The organism is Micromonospora sp. WMMA1998 (genome assembly GCF_027497375.1).
GTDB lineage: Bacteria > Actinomycetota > Actinomycetes > Mycobacteriales > Micromonosporaceae > Micromonospora > Micromonospora sediminicola.
Genome location: NZ_CP114911.1, coordinates 1335930 through 1353232 on the forward strand (window position 1 = coordinate 1335930; position 17303 = coordinate 1353232).

Here is a 17303-nt window from a genome sequence, read left to right on the forward strand (position 1 = left end):
CGAGATGGGTGAGCTGCGCAAGCCGTTCCTGCTGCTGGCGCTGTTCGCGGTGGCGCTGGTGGTCGCGGTGGAGCTGGGCGCCGCCGCGCTGACCGGCGGCGGGGACGCGGGCGGCGCGCTGCGCGACAGCGCCGGACAGCTCGGCGTCGAACTGGGCGACGTGGGCGGGGTCAGCGAGCCGTCCGGGCGGGGCACCGGATATCTCGCGCTGATCGACGTGGTGGCGCTGTGGACCACCGGGCTGTTCTGCCTGAGCCTGGTGCTGCCGGACCGGGTCCAGGGCCGGGTGCAGGGCGTGGCCACGCTGGTCTTCTCGATCGTGCTGCTGCTGGTGTCGCTGGTGCTGCTGGTCGTCGCGTTCGTCGAGCTGACGGTGATGGTCTCGCTGTTCCTGGCGCCGCCGTTCGGCACGCTGGCGTACCTGGCGGTGTGGGGGTTCTTCCCGGTCGGCGACGCGGCCGTGCTGCTCGGGCTGGCGCTGCTGCTCAAGCTGGTCTGGGCCGGCCTGCTGCTGGCCGCCCAGCCGCGTTTCCTGCGCAACAAGGGGCTGGTGCTGCTGGCGCTGACCACGCTGCTGTGCACGGTGGTGCTTCAGTTCCTGCACGGTCTGGTGCCGGTGATCCTGGTCAGCATCCTCGACGACCTGGGCGCGGTGGTCTTCGCCGTGGTGGCGCTGATCTGGGCGCTGGTGCTGCTGATCGGCTCGATCCCGGCGATCGTGAAGGCGGTCCGCACCACCGCGACCACGTCCGGCCGGACGGTCAGCTGACCGGGCCGGCGGTGGCCAGCGCGGCCAGGCGGGGCAGCTGCGCCGGGTCGGTGAGCGCCGAGCCGACCGCCACCACGCGCACGCCGGCGGCCAGGAAGTCGGCGGCGTTGCCGGCGTCGACGCCGCCGGTGGCCACGAAGCGCGCCTCCGGCAGCGGGCCGGCGACGGCCCGGAACCAGGCCGGGCCGAGGCTGACCGCCGGGAACGCCTTGAGCCAGACCAGGCCGTGGTCGAGCGCCTGCTGCGCCTCGGTCGGGGTGGCCACGCCGGGCAGGTGCGGGATGCCGTAGCTGACCGCCGCGTCGGCGACCGCCAGGTCGAGGGCGGGGGCGACGGTGAACGCCGCGCCCGCGCTCACCGCCTGGCGGACCTGCGCCGGGGTGCGGACCGTGCCGGCGCCGACGATCCGGTCCCGCCGCCGGCCGGCCGTCACGGCGGCGCGCAGCGCGGGCACCGCACCGGGGGTCCGGATCGGCACCTCCACCACGGCGATGCCGAGGTCCCAGGCCAGTTCCGCCAGGCGGACCGTCTCCGGCGGCGGCAGGTCGCGCAGGATCACCATCACCCGCGCGTCGCCGAACACCGGCGTGAAGTCGTGCGTGGTCATCCGCCGCTCCCTCCGTCGTGCCGGTACGCCCCGGCCGCCCACTGCGCGTCCGACAGCGCCAGCGCCCGCGCGGTCCACATCGGGTCGGGCGGCGGTGCGGTGTCGCCGGGCACGGCCAGCACCCGGGCCGCGGTGAGGTGGCCGGTCCGCAGGCAGGATCCCAGGTCGAGCCCGCGCAGCGACCCGGAGAGGAAGCCGGCGGCGAACGCGTCCCCGGCGCCGACCGGCTCGACCACGTCCACCGACACCGCCGGCACGAACACGGCCGGTCCGGTCCGCGGCAGCGCGGTCGCACCGGCCGGCCCGTCCTTGACCACCACCAGGTCCGGCCCGGGCAGCAGGTCGCGGACGTCCGTCGGCCCGGCGACGCCCCACAGCGTCGCCGCCTCGTCCAGCCCGACGAGCACCACGTCGGCGTGGTCGGCCAGGTCGCGCAGGACCGGGGCGGCCCGGTCGGCGGGCCAGAGCGCCGGCCGGTGGTTCACGTCGAAGCTGACCCGGGCGCCGGGCAGCGCCCGCCCGGTCAGCGCCTGGCCGAGGAGGTCCCGGCAGGAGTCGGAGAGCGCGGCGGTGATCCCGGACAGGTGCAGCAGCCGCGCCCCGGCCAGCCGCGGGTGGGCGAGGTCCCGGGCGTGCAGGCGGCTCGCGGCCGACCCGGCGCGGTGGTAGTGGACCCGGGTGCCCGACGGTCCGGGGTCCTTGAGGTAGACGCCGGTCGGTGCGTCCCGGTCGACCGCGACCAGGGAGACGTCGACCCCGGCGGCGGCGACCTCGGCGACCACGCGACGGCCGAACGGGTCGTCCCCGACCCGGCTGACCCAGGCGACGCGGTGGCCGAGCCGGGCCAGGCCGGTGGCCACGTTGGACTCCGCGCCGCCGACACCGACCGCGAGCAGCGCGGCGTGTTCCAGCGGCCCGCCGTCGGCGGGGGCGAGCACCGCCATGGTCTCGCCCGCGCAGACGACCAGCGGGCCGTTCACGCGCCGCCCACCGGGACGAGCCGGGCCGCGACGTCCGCCGGGTCGAGGTGACCGTCGGCGACCAGCACCCGGTGCCGGTTGCGGCGGGGCCGCCCGGCGGCGACCACCGCCGGCCGGTCGAACGCGTACGCGACGCAGACGCCCGGGTACGCCGTGGTGCGGACGAACCACCGGTCGCCCGGCCCGAGGCCGGTGAAGACCAGGGTGTACGCGCCGCCGCCGGGCCCGGTGCCGAGCAGCGCCAGCCAGGGCGCGGTCGAGCCGTTGACCGCCTCCTCCCCGACCGCGTCGGCGGTATGCACCCGGGGTTCCCCGGTCGCCGCCGCGCGCCAGAAGAACCCGCCGTAGCCGGCCCCGCCGGGGCGGCCGTTGGTGGCCGGGCTGCCCAGGTGGACGTCGGCGCCGGTGGCGGAGCTGAGGGTGGCGGTCAGGTCGAGCCACCAGGCGTCGTCGCCGGCCGGCGCGGCGGTGACGGTGCGGTGCTCGCGCAGCAGCGTCCGACCGTCCCGGTCGCGCCAGTCGAGGTCGTGCTCGAGCCGGTCGGCGGCCCGTGCCCGCCAGCCGGTGTGGGCGATGACGCCGTGGTCGTCGCGCCAGGTGTAGCCGAGGTCGCGCACGTACGTCCGGCCGCCCCAGAGGTTGGCGCCGTCCACGTCCTGCACGGCGAGCGACGCGCCGAGGTGCCAGACGTGGTCGGCCGGGTGCGCGTCGGTGACCGGTGTGCCGGCCCGGGTCCGCACCGGGTGCAGGTGGGGCCGGGGCCCGTGCCGCGAATCGAGGTCGGGCCGGACCACGTAGCGGGCGACCTCGACGCCGGCCACGACCAGCCGCTCCTCGGCGTCGCGTGCCACCTCGGCCGGGCCCGCGCGGTGCGGCGCGGCGGTCCGGCGGTCGGCGGTCACGACGGCTCCGGCGGGCGGCGGGCGTCGACGGCGTGCAGCGCCGCGAGGGCGTACCCGCCGAGGATCGGCACCGCGACCGGGGTGACGAGCACCGCCAGCAGCACGGCCAGCATGCAGACGCCGGAGGCGGCGGCCCACACGCCGGGGCGCTTCGGGCAGGCACGCGCCACCCGCCGGGCGGCGGCCCGCCAGCCCCGGCCACCGGTGCGCCCGACCGCGACGGCGACCAGGCCCGCGTACCCGAGCAGGACCGCCACCACGACGGCGGTGAGCGCCAGGGCGGGGCCGCCGCCGGGCACCCGGCCGCCGGCGAGCGCGAGCAGGTCGGCCGCGAGCACCGCGGCGGCGGCGAGCGCGGCGGCGCTCACCGCCAGCCCGGCGGGCAGGGCGCGGCCGAACCGGGTCAGGCTGGTCCGCGCGTCGGGCCACGACCCGGTGACGGTCCGGTCGTGCAGCGCGGCGCTGGCGGTGGCGACCGCCGGGGCGAGCGTGAGCACCGGCAGCGCGGCGGCGGCCACGGCGAAGCCGAGCAGCGCCAGGTCGCTCGCCTCGCGCAGCGTGTCCCGCCAGTCGGTGCGGGCCGGCACGACGTCGGTGGAGGCGGTCCGGGTGCTCATCCCTTCAACCCGCTGGTGTTGATGCCCTCGACCAGCATCCGCTGGAAGGCGAGGAAGAACAGGAACACCGGCAGCAGGGACAGCACCGACATGGCGAACATCGGGCCGACCGCGCTCTGGCTGGTGGAGTCGATGAACAGGGTCAGCGCCACCGGGACGGTGTAGTCCTCCAGGTTGGACAGGAAGACCAGTTGCCGGAAGAAGTCGTTCCAGGTCCAGATGAACGAGAAGATCGCGGTGGTGACCAGCGCGGGGCGGCTCAGCGGCAGGATGACGTGGCGGAACACACCGTACGGGGAGGCGCCGTCGATCCGGGCGGCCTCGTCCAGCTCGCGGGGGATGCCGCGCATGAACTGCACCATGAGGAAGACGAAGAACGCCTCGGTCGCCAGGAAGTGCGGGATGAGCAGCGGCAGGTACGGCCAGTCGCCGCCGACCAGGCCGAGGCTGCGGAACAGGATGTACTGCGGGACGATCAGCACGTGCCCGGGCAGCAGCAGGGTGCCGATCATGACGGTGAACCACACCTTGCGCAGCCGGAACCGCAGCCGCCCCAGGGCGTACGCGGCGAGCAGGCAGGACAGCGCGTTGCCGACCACGGTGAGCAGGCTGACCAGGGCGCTGTTGAGGAAGAACCGGCCGAATCCGACGTCGAAGTTGGTCCAGCCGTCGACGTAGTTGCCGGGGGTGAACCGCTCCGGCAGCAGGCCGACGTTGTTGACGATCTCGGCCGGCGACTTGACCGAGGTGCCGAGCATCCAGATCAGCGGGTAGAGGACCACCGCCACGATCACCAGGAGCACCAGGAGGCGCAGCGCCTGCCGGTTGCCCGGGCGGCGGCGGACGGGCACGGCGGTCATGATTCGTCTCCGTCCGAGTAGTGCACCCAGAACCGGCCGGTGCTGAAGAAGACGGCCGTGATCACCGCGATGGCGAGCAGGAACACCCAGGCCATCGCCGAGGCGTAGCCCATCTCCAGGTCGGTGAAGCCGGAGATGTAGAGCTTGAGCGTGTACATCAGGGTGGAGTCGACCGGTCCGCCGGTGCCGTTGCTGAGCACGAACGCGGCGGTGAAGCCCTGGAAGCCGTGGATGGTCTCCAGCACCAGGTTGAAGAAGATCACCGGGGAGAGCATGGGCAGCGTGACGGCGCGGAACCGCCGCCACGTCCCGGCGCCGTCGACGGCCGCCGCCTCGTACAGCTCGGTGGGCACCTGCTTGAGCCCGGCCAGGAAGATCACCATGGGCGCGCCGAACTGCCAGATCGCCAGCACCATCAGCGTCTGCAACGCCCAGTCCGGGTCGGCGACCCAGGGCAGCCCCTCGACGCCGAACAGGGCGAGGAACGAGTTGAACGCGCCGTCCCGGTTGAACATGTTGACCCAGACGATGGCCAGCGCGACGCTGCCGCCGAGCAGCGACGGCAGGTAGAACAGGCCGCGGAACAGTCCTACGCCGCGCCAGGCGCGGTTGAGCAGCAGGGCCACGCCGAGCGCGGCGGCCAGCTTCAGCGGCACCGCGACCAGCGCGAACGTCAGCGTGACCCGCACCGCGTGCCAGTACGACGGGTCGGCGGTGAACATCCGCTCGTAGTTGGCCAGCCCGACCCAGCGCACCTCGGACAGCGGGGTGAGGATGTCGTAGTCGGTGAAGCTCAGCCAGAGCGAGAGCAGCATCGGGATCGCCGTGACGCCCATCAGTCCGATGAGCCAGGGCGAGAGGAAGACGTATCCCGCCAGGCCCTCGCCGAGCCGGGCCCGACCGGCCCCGCGCCGCGTGGGGCGGGGGCCGGCCGGTCCGGTTCGTGGGGTCCGGCCGGGCGCCGTGGTGAGGGCCACGGATCCGGTTCCTTTCCGTCGAGGGGTCAGGCGATCGCGGCTTTGCAGGCGGTGACGAACTGCTCCGCCGCCTGGGCCGGGGTGGCGCGGCCGTACTGGGCGTTCTCCGCGGCCTTGGTCAGCTCGGCCTTGACCTTGCTGTGTCCCTTGATCGGGACCTGCGGGGACGGGCCGAACTTCTGCGCCAGCTCGGACTCGACCTGGATGGACTGCTTCATGGCCGGGTCGGTGGCGGTTTCGCTGACCGTCGCCCGCAGCTCCATGTTGGACGGCAGGCCGCGGTCGGTGCCGAGCAGCGCGACCGCCTCCGGGTCGTTGTTCAGAAAGTTGATCACGTCGACCGCCACGTCGCGGTGCTTGCTGCCCTTGAACACCGACCAGTACATCGACGCCCGAGCCCACTGGGCGCTCGGGTCACCCGGGTACGCGACCACGCCCAGCTCGTCAGTGGTGTTCTTCTTCAGGTCCGGCATCTGGTTGGCCCAGACCCAGGAGGTGGCCGCCTTGCCGGTGACCACGAGCTGCTTGGTGATGTCGGTGGCGTTGCCCTGGTGGATGACGTCAGCGGTCGGGGTGGCGCCCCGGTCGCGGGCGCCCTTCCACAGCTCGAACCACCTCGTCACGTCCTCGACGGTGAAGCCGAGTTCCTTGCCCTCGTAGAGGTCCTTGCCCTGCTGGCGCAGCCACACCCAGAGCGCCTTGTAGTCGGCGCTCGGGTCCTGCGTGCCGGGGACCTTCGTCTTCCTCGTCACCTGCTCGGCCCAGGCGATGTGCTCCTCCCAGCTCATCCCGGTGGTCGGCTCCGGCAGCCCGTTCTTCTGCAACAGCGTCTTGTTGTAGACCAGGCCCTGGGTGTTCTCCCCGGCCGCCACTCCGGCGAGCTTGCCGTCGACCACGCCGTACTCCAGCAGGCTCTTCGGGAACTTCGACACGTCGAGCCTGCCGGAGTCGCGGTAGCTGCCCAGGTCGAGCGTGGTGCTACGGCCGGCGTACTCGGCCAGGTAGTTGTCGTCGATCTGGAACAGGTCGGGCGGGTTGCCGCCGGCGGTCAGCGTGGCGAGCTTGTCGAAGTAGCCCTGGTTGGCCTGCCAGGTCTTCTCGAACGTCACGTCCGGGTGCTTCCTGGTGTAGAGGGCCAGGGCGTCCTCGGTGAGCTTGGCCCGGGCCTCACCGCCCCACCAGAAGACGGAGAGCTTGACCGGGCCGCCGTCGCCGCCGTCTTCGTCGCCGCCGCAGGCCGCCGCGCCCAGGGCGAGCGGCGCGGCCAGCGCGAAGGCGGCGAGGCCGCGGACGAATCGGCGTCGGGACAGGGGGGTACGGTGATTCCGCCCGGCGGGTGCGCCGGCGGTGGGGGACGTTGCGGGGTGCATCTGCGCTCACTCCTCGGATGTGGGAGGCGACGACGTCACCGGCGGCCGTCCACGGGCCGCCCGGGTCCGCAGTGCTGTGCGGGCCCGGGCCACCTGCTCAGGCCCCGGTGCCGTCCCGACCGGGCGCGGGGACGGGCCCGGTCGAGTCACGGACGACCAGTGCGGTCTGGAGCATTACCTGTGCGGTGGTGCGACGGTCGCCGGATGCCGCGCCCCGACCCCGGGCGCCACGCGGCGCGTCGGAGTCGAGTTGCAGGAGCATGTCGACGGCCGTCCGGCCGGCGGCCGCGGTCGGCGTGGCCACCGTCGTCAACTTGGGGCGGGTGAGCCGGCTCAGCGCGATGTCGTCGACGCCGACCACGCTCACGTCCTGCGGCACCCGCAGCCCCAACGCGTCCAGCCCTTCGATCAGGCCGATCGCCATCAGGTCGTTGTAGGCGAGCACGGCGGTGACGCCGCTGCGGCGCACCTGGTCGGCGACCGCGCCGCCGCCGGTCTCGGTGGGCTGGTTGGGCCCGAGAAGGGTCAGCTCCGCGCCGCCGCCCCGGGCCGCCGCGGACGCGGCGCGGCGCATCTCCCGGGCGGTCCACGAGCCGCGCGGGCCACCGAGCAACGCGATCCGCCGGTGGCCGAGGCCGAGCAGGTGCTCGATCGCGGCCCGCGCGCCCTGCCCGACGTCCATCATCACGCAGGGCAGGCCGGCGACCTGGCGGTTTATCACCACCACCGGCACCTCGCGGCTGACCTGCTCGATCAGGCTGTTGCTCATCCGGGGACTGCACAGCAGGACGCCGTCGACCTGCTTGGCCAGGGCGTGGACCAGGTCCTCCTCGGCGGCCGGGTCCTCGTTGGTGTCGGCCACGAAGACGTGGTAGTCGCGGTGCCGGGCCTGCCCCTCCGCCGCCTTGATCAGCGGCGGGAAGAACGGGTTGGCGATGTCGGCCACGATCAGGCCGATGTTGTGGGTGCGGCCGGTGATCAGGGCCCGGGCGGCCCGGTTGGGCCGGTAGCCGAGGTCCTCGGCGCAGGCCAGCACGCGGACCCGGGTCTCCGGGTTGACCAGATGCGGGGCGGAGAACGTGCGGGAGACGGTGGAGATGTGCACACCGGAGGCCCGGGCGACGTCCCGGATGGTGGCTGGCACGGTGGGCTCCCTCGTCCGATGTGGTGGGGGTCACGGGGTGTCGCCCATTAATGCAAACGGTTGCTTCCGTGTCAACGGTCCATTGTTGCGGCTCGATTTCGACGCCGCGCCCGCCGGGCGCTCGAAAGTGCATCAATGCGGATGGATGGGACGGTTTCGTCGGGAAGCGTTGACGACGCATCCATCGCCATGGTTTCTTCGGCTGCAAACCTTTGCAGTCGAGTGCCGGGGAGGCCGACGTCATGTCACCACCGGCCCGGGAACGGGTCCGTCACGCCCTGGTCGGCGCCGGGGCGCGCGCCGAGATGTTCGTCCGCGCGCTCGCGCTCGACCACGCCGACACCGCCGAGTTGGTCGCGCTCGCCGACGTCAACCGGAGGAGGATGGACGCGCACAACCGCTGGCTGGCCGAGCTGGGCCACCCGCCGGTGCCCACGTACGACGCCGCCGACGTCGCCGCCATGCTGGCCAAGGAGCGGGTCGGCGTGGTGCTGGTGACGAGCGTCGACGTCACCCACGACGAGTACGTGACGACGGCCCTGCGCGCCGGCTGCGACGTGGTCGTGGAGAAGCCGATGACCGTCGACGCGGCCCGGTGCCGCCGCATCCTGGACGCGGTCGCGGAAACCGGGCGGCGGGTGACGGTCGCCTTCAACTACCGCTACAACCCCCTGCACGAGCAGGTCCGGCGGGTGCTCGCCGACGGCGCGGTGGGCGAGATCGGGTCGGTGCACTTCGAGTGGCTGCTCGACGTGCGCCACGGCGCCGACTACTTCCGCCGCTGGCACCGGGACAAGGCCACCTCCGGCGGTCTGCTGGTGCACAAGTCCGGCCACCACTTCGACCTGGTCAACTGGTGGCTGGACGCGCGTCCCGTCGAGGTGCACGCGTACGGCCGGCTGTTCTTCTACGGCGCGGACGGCCGCCGGCACGGCTACGCCCGGGACTACGACCGGGCGCACGGCTCCCCCGCCGCCGACGGCGACCCGTTCGCCCTGCGGCTGGCCGACCACCCGAGACTGCGCGAGTTGTACCTCGACGCCGAGGCCGAGGACGGCTACCAGCGCGACCGCAACGTCTTCGCCCCCGGCGTGACCATCGAGGACGACCTGGCGGTGCTGGCCCGCTACGACACCGGCGCGACCATGACATACCACCTCACCGCGTACGCCCCCTGGGAGGGCTATCGCGTGATGGTCAACGGCAGCCGGGGCCGCCTCGAACTGGAGGTGACCGAGAGCGACCACGTCAGCCCCGGCGGGGCGTCGGCGCTCAAGGGCGCCGCGCTGCACGGCGACGAGGCCGCCGTGGAACGCGGCGCCGCCCGGCTCACGCTGCGGCCGTTCTGGGCGCCCCCGGTGGAGATCCCGGTGGACGGCTGGACCCGACGGGGGCACGGGGGCGCGGACGCCCGGATGACCCGGGTGCTGCTCGGCGGCGAACCCGACCCGCTCGGCCGGGCCGCCACCGCCCGGGACGGGGCGCTCGCCCTGCTCACCGGCCTGGCCGCGAACCGCTCGCTGGAGACCGGCGCGCCCGTCCGGGTCGCCGACCTGCTCACCCTCCCCTGACTGAGGAGCCCGCCCCCGTGCCGATCATCTCCCCCAGCGACCTGCTCCTGCCCGCCGAACCCGGGCTGCGCGCGCTGGCCCGCGAGCTGTACGCGCTCGCCGCCGAGCAGCCGATCATCTCCCCGCACGGGCACGTCGACCCGGCGCTGCTGGCCGAGGACCACCCGTTCCCCGACCCGGCCCGGCTGCTCGTCGTGCCCGACCACTACCTGACCCGGATGCTGCTCAGCCAGGGCGTGCCCCCGGCCGACCTGGGCGTGCCCAGCGTCGACGGCAGCCCGGTGGAGACCGACGGGCGGACCATCTGGCGGCGCTTCGCCGCGCACTGGCACCTGTTCCGGGGCACCCCGTCGCGGCTGTGGCTGGAGCAGACGTTCCGGGACGTGTTCGGCGTGACCACACCGCTGGGCCCGGCCACCGCCGACGCGGTCTACGACGAACTGGCGACCCGGCTGGCCGAGCCGGAGTTCCGGCCCCGGGCGCTGTTCGAGCGCTTCGGCATCGAGGTGCTGGCCACCACCGAGTCGCCGCTGGACGACCTGGGCCGCCACGCCAAGCTCGCCGCCGACGGGTGGGGCGGGCCGGGCGGGCGGGTGGTCACCACGTTCCGCCCGGACGACGTGGTGGACATGGAGTTCGACAACTGGTCGGCCAACGTGGACCGGCTCGCCGAGGTCTCCGGGGAGGACACCGGCACGTACGCCGGATACCTGGCGGCGCTGCGGGCACGGCGGGAGGCGTTCGCCGCCGCCGGGGCCACCTCGTCCGACCACGGACACCCCACCGCCCGTACCCTCGATCTGGGCCCGGCGGAGGCGGCGGCGCTCTACGACCGGGGTCGGCGCGGGCGGGCCGACGCCGCCGACGCGGAGGCGTTCCGGGCCCACATGCTGCTGGAGTTCGCCCGGATGTCGCTCGACGACGGGCTGGTGATGCAGCTGCACCCGGGCGCGGTGCGCAACCACAACCGCTGGCTGCACGCCCGGCACGGCCGCGACGTGGGCGGGGACGTGCCGCAGGCCACCGACTACGTGCACGGCCTCGCCCCGCTGCTGGACGCGCACGGCAACGACCCCCGGCTCACCGTGGTGCTCTACACGCTCGACGAGGACACGTTCACCCGGGAACTCGCCCCCCTGGCCGGCGGCTACGCGGCGCTGCGCCTCGGCGCGCCCTGGTGGTTCCTCGACTCGCCGGAGGTGCTGCGCCGGTTCCGCGAGGCGGTCACCGAGACCGCCGGCTTCTACAACACCGCCGGCTTCGTCGACGACACCCGCGCGTTCTGCTCCATCCCGGTACGCCACGACGTGGCCCGCCGGGTCGACGCCGGCTTCCTGGCCCGTCTCGTCGCCGAGCACCGGCTGGACGCCGACGAGGCCGCCGAGACCATCGTCGACCTGGCGTACCGGCTGCCCAAGCAGGTCTTCAAGTTCGGAGGTGGGCGTTCATGACCACGATCGTCGACGTCGCGGTGCACGACGTGCGCTTCCCCACCGCCGCCGGCGGCGACGGCTCGGACGCGATCAACCGGGGCGACTACTCGGCCACGTACGTGGAGCTGACCACCGACGGCGGGCCGACCGGCGCCGGGTTCACGTTCACCAACGGGCGGGGCAACGAGATCACCTGCGCGGCGGTGCGCGCGCTCGCCCACCACGTGCGCGGACGCACCGTCGCCGAGATCGCCGCCGAACCGGTCGCGTTCTGGCGCTCCCTGGCCGCCGACGTGCAGCTGCGCTGGCTCGGCCCGGAGAAGGGCGTGATCCACATGGCCACCGGCGCGCTCGTCAACGCGGTCTGGGACCTGCGCGCCAAGCTGGCCGGTAAGCCGATGTGGCGGTTCCTCGCCGAGGCGCCCACCGACGAGCTGGTGGCCACCGTCGACTTCCACCACATCACCGACGCGCTCACCCCGGACGAGGCGGCGGCCATCCTCGACAAGGGACGCGACGGCATGGCCGACCGGCTGGCCGGGCTGGAAGCCGACGGGTTCCCCTCGTACACCACGTCGGTGGGCTGGCTCGGCTACCCCGACGAGCGGGTACGCGCGTTGACCCGCGAGGCGTACGCGGCGGGCTGGCGCGCGGTGAAGATGAAGGTCGGCGGGCGGCTCGAGGACGACCTGCGGCGGGCCCGGCTGATCCGGTCCGAGATCGGCCCGGGCGCGCTGCTGATGATGGACGCCAACCAGGTCTGGGACGTGGACGAGGCGATCGCCGCGATGGGCGTGCTCGCCGAGGTCGACCCGTACTGGATCGAGGAGCCCACGCACGCCGACGACGTGCTCGGGCACGCCCGCATCGCCCGCGCGGTCACCGAGCTGACCGGCGGACGCTGCCGGGTCGCCACCGGCGAGGTCGCCGCCAACAAGGTGATCTTCAAGCAGTTGCTCCAGGCCGAGGCGATCGGCGTGATGCAGGTCGACGCGTGCCGCGTCGGCGGCGTGGACGAGGTGCTCGCCGAGCTGCTGCTGGCCGCGAAGTTCGGGGTGCCGGTGTGCCCGCACGCCGGCGGCGTCGGCCTGTGCGAGTACGTGCAGCACCTCGCGGTCTTCGACCACCTGCGGGTGAGCACCGGACTGGACGGCCGGATGGTGGAGTACGTCGACCACCTGCACGAGCACTTCGTCGACCCGGTGCGCACCCGGGGCGGGCGCTACCTGCTGCCCACCGCGCCCGGCTACAGCGCGACCATGCGGCCGGAGTCGATCGCGCGGTACCGCTTCCCGGACGGCCCGGCATGGCGCTGACCGCCGACCGGCTCGGCCTGGCCACGCTGCGCCACCTGCCGCCGGAGTCCCGGCCGCTGCTGCGCCCCGGCACCGTGCCGGCCGGCATCGTCCACCTCGGGCTCGGCGCGTTCCACCGCGCCCACCAGGCGGTGCACACCGAGGCGGCGGTCGGGGCGGCCGGCGGCGACTGGGGCATCATCGGGGTCGCGCCGCGCAGCACCGACGTGGTCGAGGCGCTGGCCGCGCAGGACGCGCTGTTCAGCGTCACCACGCTCGCCGCCGAAGGCCCGACGACCCGGGTGGTCGGCGCGCTGGCCGGCGTCCGGCACGCCGCCTCCGACCCGGACGCGGTGGTCCGGCTGCTCGCCGACCCGACGATCCGGGTGGTCACGCTGACCGTGACCGAGAAGGCGTACCGGCTCGACCCGGTGACCGCGGCGCTGACCGTCGACCCGGAGCTGACCGCCGACCTCACCACGGACCGGCCCCCCCGTACGGTGCCCGGCCTGCTGGTGCGCGGACTGCTCGCCCGGGCCGCCGCCGACGCCGGGCCGGTCGCGCTGGTCAGCTGCGACAATCTGCCGGCCAACGGCCGCCGGCTGCGCGGGCTGGTGGAGCAGTGCCTGGCGCTGGCCGGGCTGCCCGACGCGACCGCCGAACGGGTGCTGGCGGCGGTGACCTGTCCCGGCACGATGGTCGACCGGATCGTGCCGGCCAGCACCGAGGCGACCCGGGACACCGCGCGGCGCGCGCTCGGCGTGACCGACCTGGCGGCGGTCGCCGCCGAACCGTGGTCGCAGTGGGTGATCGAGGACGACTTCCCGGGGGGCCGACCGGCCTGGGAGCGGTCCGGGGCGGTGCTCACCGACGACGCCGGCCCGTGGGAGCGGCTGAAGCTGCGGGCGCTCAACGGCGTGCACTCCGCCACCGCCTACCTGGGCGCGCTGGCCGGCGCGGAGACGGTGGCCGAGGCGCTGGCGCTGCCGCACCTGGACGCGGTGCTGCGCCGGCTGGTCGTCGAAGAGATCACCCCGAGCTTCGCTCCCCCGCCCGGCGTCGACGTGACCGCCTACGGCGAACAGGTGCTCGCCCGCTTCGGCAACCCGGCGATCCGGCACCGCACCCTCCAGGTCGCCATGGACGGCTCGCAGAAGCTGCCGCAGCGGGTGCTGCACACCGTGGCCGACCTGCGGGCGGCCGGCCGGTCGGCGCGGTGGAGCGCGCTGGTGGTCGCCGCGTGGCTGCGGTTCCTGCTCGGTTACGCCGACGACGGCCGGCCGCTGCCGCTGGACGACCCGCTCGCCGACCGGCTGCGCGCCGCGCTGGCCGCCGGCCGGCACACCCCGGCCGGGGTGGTGGACGCGGTCTTCGCGGTCCGCGAGGTGTTCCCGGCCGACCTGGCCGCCGACGACGAGGTCCGCGCCGACGTCACCGGCTGGCTGACCGCACTGGAGCGACACGGCGTCCGTGCCACGCTGGCGGGCGCCCGGTGAGCGGCGGCGGGCGGCGGGTGCCCGGCCGGCGGCGACGGGCCGGGGGTGCCCGGTGACCGGCGGCGGGCCGCCCCGGGTGGCGCTGGTCGGCGCGAACGGGCACGGCCGGTGGCACCGCCGGACGATCGCGGAGCTGGAAGCGGCCGGGCGGCTGCGCCTGGTCGCGCTCGTCGACGTGCGCCCACCGGAGGTCGAACCGGACGCGCCGGTCCCGCCGCGGGCGGCCGTCTTCACCGACCACCGGGCGATGCTCGCCACGGCACGGCCGGACGTGGTGGTGGTCTGCACGCCGCCGCACACCCACCTGCCGATCGCGCGGGACGCGCTCGACGCCGGCGCGGACCTGCTGCTGGAGAAGCCGCCGGTGCTCGACCTGGCCGAGCACCACACGCTGCTCGCCGCGTCCGCCGGGCGGGCCGTGCAGGTCAACTTCCAGGCCCTCGGCTCGGCGGCGCTGACCGAACTGACCGACGCGCTGGCCGCCGGGCGGCTCGGCCCGGTCCACCGCATCGCCACGGTGGCGGCGTGGCAGCGGCCGGACGGCTACTACGCCCGCTCCCGCTGGGCCGGCCGGCGCTCCCTGGACGGCCGGCCGGCGCTCGACGGCGCGCTGGCCAACCCGCTCGCGCACGCGCTCATGCAGTGCCTGGCCGTCGCCGAGTCGGTGACCGGCGCGCCGGTGCGCCCGGCCCGCGTCGAGGTGGAGCGCTACCGGGTCCGCCCGATCGAGGTGGACGACACCGCCGTGCTGCGACTGACCCCGCACGCCGGACCACCGGTGCTGGCCGCGCTCACCCTCGCCGCCGAGGCGTACGTCCCCGGCGACGTGCTGGTCGACGGCGGGCGGGGGCGGGCGGCGCTGGAGTACCCGACCGACCGGCTGAGGCTGCCCGGCGATCCCGCCGCCCGCGCGGTGCCCGGCCGGCGAGGGCTGCTGGCGAACCTGCTCGACCACCGGGCGACGGGGGCGCCGCTGATCGCGCCGCTGGCGCGTACCGAGCCGTTCACCGCCGTGCTGGACGCGCTGCGGGACGCACCCGTTCCGACGCTGCTCGGCGGCGACCTGGTCCGGACGGTCGGCGACGGTCCGGAGGGGGTCCGGGTGATCCGGGGCGTCGAGGCGGTGCTGCGCACGGCCGCGGGGACCGGCGCGCTGCCCTCCGAGACGGGCCTGCCGTGGGCGGTCCGGCCGTACGTGGTGGATCTGCCGTGAACACCGTCGAGAGATCGGAACGAGTCATGCGAACCCGAACCGCCGCCGCCGCGCTCCTCGCCGCGGCCATCACGATCACCGTCCCGGCGCCGGCGCCGGCCGCACCCGCCGGGCTGTCCCGGGCCGCCGAGCTGCTCGGTCGCCAGACGCTCCCGGCGAACGACGGCTGGGCCGCCGAGGGCGCCGGCACCACCGGCGGCGCGGCCGCCACCCCGGACCGGGTACGCCTCGTGCGCACCCGCGCCGAGCTGGTCGCCGCCCTCGGCGGTGACAACGCCACCAACGCCGCCGACGCCACCCCCAAGATCGTGTACGTGGCCGGCACGATCGACGGCTTCGAGGGGCCCGACGGCACGACGCTCGACTGCGCCGACCTGGCCGACCCGGAGTACTCGCTGTCGGCGTACCTGGCCGCGTACGACCCGGCGGTCTGGGGCCGGGTCGACCCGAGTGGCCCGCTGGAGGCGGCCCGGGTGCGGTCGGTGGCCGCCCAGACCCGACAGACGCAGATCAACGTCGGCTCGAACACCACGATCGTCGGGCTGCGCGGCGCCCGGCTGACCGGGCTGCCCCTGATGATCGACCGGGTCGCCAACGTCATCGTGCGCAACCTGGAGCTGGCCGACGCCCGGGACTGCTTCCCCGCCTGGTCCCCCACCGACGGCGACGCCGGCAACTGGAACTCCCAGTACGACCAGATCTCCGTGCGGCGCAGCGAGCACGTGTGGGTCGACCACAACACGTTCACCGACGGCGACAACCCGGACAGCGGCCAGCCCGTCCACTTCGGCCGGCCCTACCAGGTGCACGACGGCTCGCTCGACGTCACGCACACCGCCAGCCTGGTCACCGCCTCCTGGAACCGGTTCGTCGGCCGGGACAAGCTGATGCTGATCGGCTCCTCCAACACGGTCGGCCCGGACGTCGGCCGGCTCAGGGTCACCGTGCGGCACAACCTCTTCGACGGTGACCTCCAACGGCTGCCCCGGGTGCGGTTCGGCCAGGTGGACGTGCACGAGAACCACTACCGGCTCGGCGGGCCGGACTTCGCGTACGCCCTCGGCGTCGGCGTGCAGTCCGCCATCCACGCGGAGAACAACTTCTTCACCCTCGCCGACGACGTCGACCCGGCCGACCTGCTCCACGACTGGGGCGGCACCGCCCTGACCGAGCGGGGCAGCTGGGTGCGGCCGGGCGAGCGCCGGCCCCGACCGGTGGACCTGCGCGCCGCGTACAACGCCGCGCACGAGCCCGACCTCGGCGGTGACGCCGGCTGGACACCGACCCTGCGGGCCGCCCCGCCGCTGCCCACGCCGCTGGTCCCGCTCGTCGTCGGCGCCTGGTCCGGCGCCGGTCGGCTGCCGCTCTGAGCGCCGCCCGCTGGTCCCCGCACCGACCGGGCCGGCGTCTCCTGCGGGACGCCGGCCCGGCGCCGTTCCCCGGAGTGGTCGGCTGACATGCGGGCGCGGATGCGCGATGATCACCTTTGCGGATCGTCCGCCGGAGGATTGATTCGGCGGCGATCGGGGACAACAGGGTGAGAATCGGGCGGTGAGAGCGCGAGTGGGTGCCCAGGCCCGGCGGCGGGCACGGGACGGAGGGCCGGACGTGGCGGGTGGGACAACCGGCGGGACCGGCCGGCTCCTCACCATCGACCTGCCGGCCGACCCCGGACGGCTCGCACCCACGCGGGAACGGCTGCGTGCCTGGTTGCAGGCCCAGGGCGTCGACGAGTGGGACGTCGAGACGGTCCTGATCGCCACCGGGGAGGCCTGCGCCAACGCCATCGAGCACGGCTACCGCTTCGCCCCCGACGGGATCACCACGCTCCGGGTGGAACTGCACGACGACCGGTTGGAGATCGAGGTCCGCGACCACGGCGGCTGGCGGCCGACCGACGGCGACGACGACGGCAGCGACCGGGGCCGGGGGCGGTTGATCATGTCCCGGGTGATGGACGAGGCGACCATCGTCGGCACGCCGGAGGGCACCTGCGTACGCCTGGTCAAGCACCTCACCGATCGATGATCCCGCCTCGCGTCGGCCAGCCGACGGCACCGGCTAGCGAA

Annotated in this window: 16 protein-coding genes; 8 read left to right on the top strand and 8 right to left on the bottom strand. The window is 74.7% G+C overall.

Translation table 11 applies throughout. The features are described 5' to 3' along the window. The first annotated feature begins 4 nt into the window (after positions 1 to 4). On the top strand, positions 5 to 769 hold the full coding sequence (locus tag O7600_RS05725; protein WP_281592632.1) for a hypothetical protein: 765 nt from the start codon (positions 5 to 7) through the stop codon (positions 767 to 769). Here the strand turns inward: O7600_RS05725 and O7600_RS05730 are convergent. The 8 genes from O7600_RS05730 to O7600_RS05765 form a co-directional block, all read right to left on the bottom strand. Beyond that, complete coding sequence (locus tag O7600_RS05730) at positions 762 to 1376, bottom strand: bifunctional 4-hydroxy-2-oxoglutarate aldolase/2-dehydro-3-deoxy-phosphogluconate aldolase (RefSeq protein ID WP_281592633.1); 615 nt, start codon at positions 1374 to 1376, stop codon at positions 762 to 764. The genes O7600_RS05725 and O7600_RS05730 overlap by 8 nt on opposite strands. After that, positions 1373 to 2356 (bottom strand): sugar kinase, encoded by a 984-nt coding sequence (locus tag O7600_RS05735; protein WP_281592634.1) that lies wholly within the window; start codon positions 2354 to 2356, stop codon positions 1373 to 1375. Before O7600_RS05735 ends, O7600_RS05730 begins: the two co-directional genes overlap by 4 nt. Continuing rightward, positions 2353 to 3258: a PmoA family protein gene (locus O7600_RS05740; RefSeq protein ID WP_281592635.1), complete on the bottom strand. Its 906-nt coding sequence runs from the start codon at positions 3256 to 3258 to the stop codon at positions 2353 to 2355. Before O7600_RS05740 ends, O7600_RS05735 begins: the two co-directional genes overlap by 4 nt. Then, entirely contained in the window at positions 3255 to 3875 is a 621-nt protein-coding gene (locus tag O7600_RS05745) for a hypothetical protein (RefSeq protein ID WP_281592636.1), read from the bottom strand. The genes O7600_RS05740 and O7600_RS05745 overlap by 4 nt, the downstream gene beginning before the upstream one ends. Continuing rightward, on the bottom strand, positions 3872 to 4735 hold the full coding sequence (locus tag O7600_RS05750; protein ID WP_281592637.1) for a carbohydrate ABC transporter permease: 864 nt from the start codon (positions 4733 to 4735) through the stop codon (positions 3872 to 3874). Before O7600_RS05750 ends, O7600_RS05745 begins: the two co-directional genes overlap by 4 nt. Continuing rightward, entirely contained in the window at positions 4732 to 5712 is a 981-nt protein-coding gene (locus tag O7600_RS05755; RefSeq protein WP_281592638.1) for a sugar ABC transporter permease, read from the bottom strand. The genes O7600_RS05750 and O7600_RS05755 overlap by 4 nt, the downstream gene beginning before the upstream one ends. 26 nt (positions 5713 to 5738) lie before the next feature. After that, entirely contained in the window at positions 5739 to 7082 is a 1344-nt protein-coding gene (locus O7600_RS05760; protein ID WP_281592639.1) for an extracellular solute-binding protein, read from the bottom strand. Positions 7083 to 7179: 97 nt separating this feature from the next. After that, positions 7180 to 8226 (bottom strand): LacI family DNA-binding transcriptional regulator, encoded by a 1047-nt coding sequence (locus tag O7600_RS05765; RefSeq protein WP_281592640.1) that lies wholly within the window; start codon positions 8224 to 8226, stop codon positions 7180 to 7182. Between the two features lie 242 nt (positions 8227 to 8468). Between O7600_RS05765 and O7600_RS05770 the strand changes: the two genes are divergently transcribed. From O7600_RS05770 to O7600_RS05800, 7 genes are all read left to right on the top strand, one after another. Then, positions 8469 to 9797, top strand: coding sequence for a Gfo/Idh/MocA family oxidoreductase (locus O7600_RS05770; protein WP_281592641.1), 1329 nt, complete (start codon positions 8469 to 8471; stop codon positions 9795 to 9797). Positions 9798 to 9814: 17 nt separating this feature from the next. Next, a complete protein-coding gene (gene uxaC / locus O7600_RS05775; RefSeq protein ID WP_281592642.1) occupies positions 9815 to 11248 on the top strand; it encodes a glucuronate isomerase in 1434 nt (477 codons plus the stop codon). After that, a complete protein-coding gene (locus O7600_RS05780) occupies positions 11245 to 12546 on the top strand; it encodes an enolase C-terminal domain-like protein (RefSeq protein WP_281592643.1) in 1302 nt (433 codons plus the stop codon). Before uxaC ends, O7600_RS05780 begins: the two co-directional genes overlap by 4 nt. Beyond that, entirely contained in the window at positions 12537 to 14021 is a 1485-nt protein-coding gene (locus O7600_RS05785) for a mannitol dehydrogenase family protein (RefSeq protein WP_281592644.1), read from the top strand. The genes O7600_RS05780 and O7600_RS05785 overlap by 10 nt, the downstream gene beginning before the upstream one ends. Before the next feature lie 52 nt (positions 14022 to 14073). Further along, positions 14074 to 15234 (top strand): Gfo/Idh/MocA family oxidoreductase, encoded by a 1161-nt coding sequence (locus tag O7600_RS05790; RefSeq protein ID WP_281592645.1) that lies wholly within the window; start codon positions 14074 to 14076, stop codon positions 15232 to 15234. Positions 15235 to 15260: 26 nt separating this feature from the next. After that, a complete protein-coding gene (locus O7600_RS05795) occupies positions 15261 to 16604 on the top strand; it encodes a polysaccharide lyase family 1 protein (protein ID WP_281592646.1) in 1344 nt (447 codons plus the stop codon). 238 nt (positions 16605 to 16842) lie between these two features. Further along, the gene (locus tag O7600_RS05800) at positions 16843 to 17262 is read left to right on the top strand and encodes an ATP-binding protein (RefSeq protein WP_281592647.1); all 420 of its coding nucleotides are present in this window, start codon (positions 16843 to 16845) and stop codon (positions 17260 to 17262) included. Positions 17263 to 17303 lie beyond the last annotated feature (41 nt).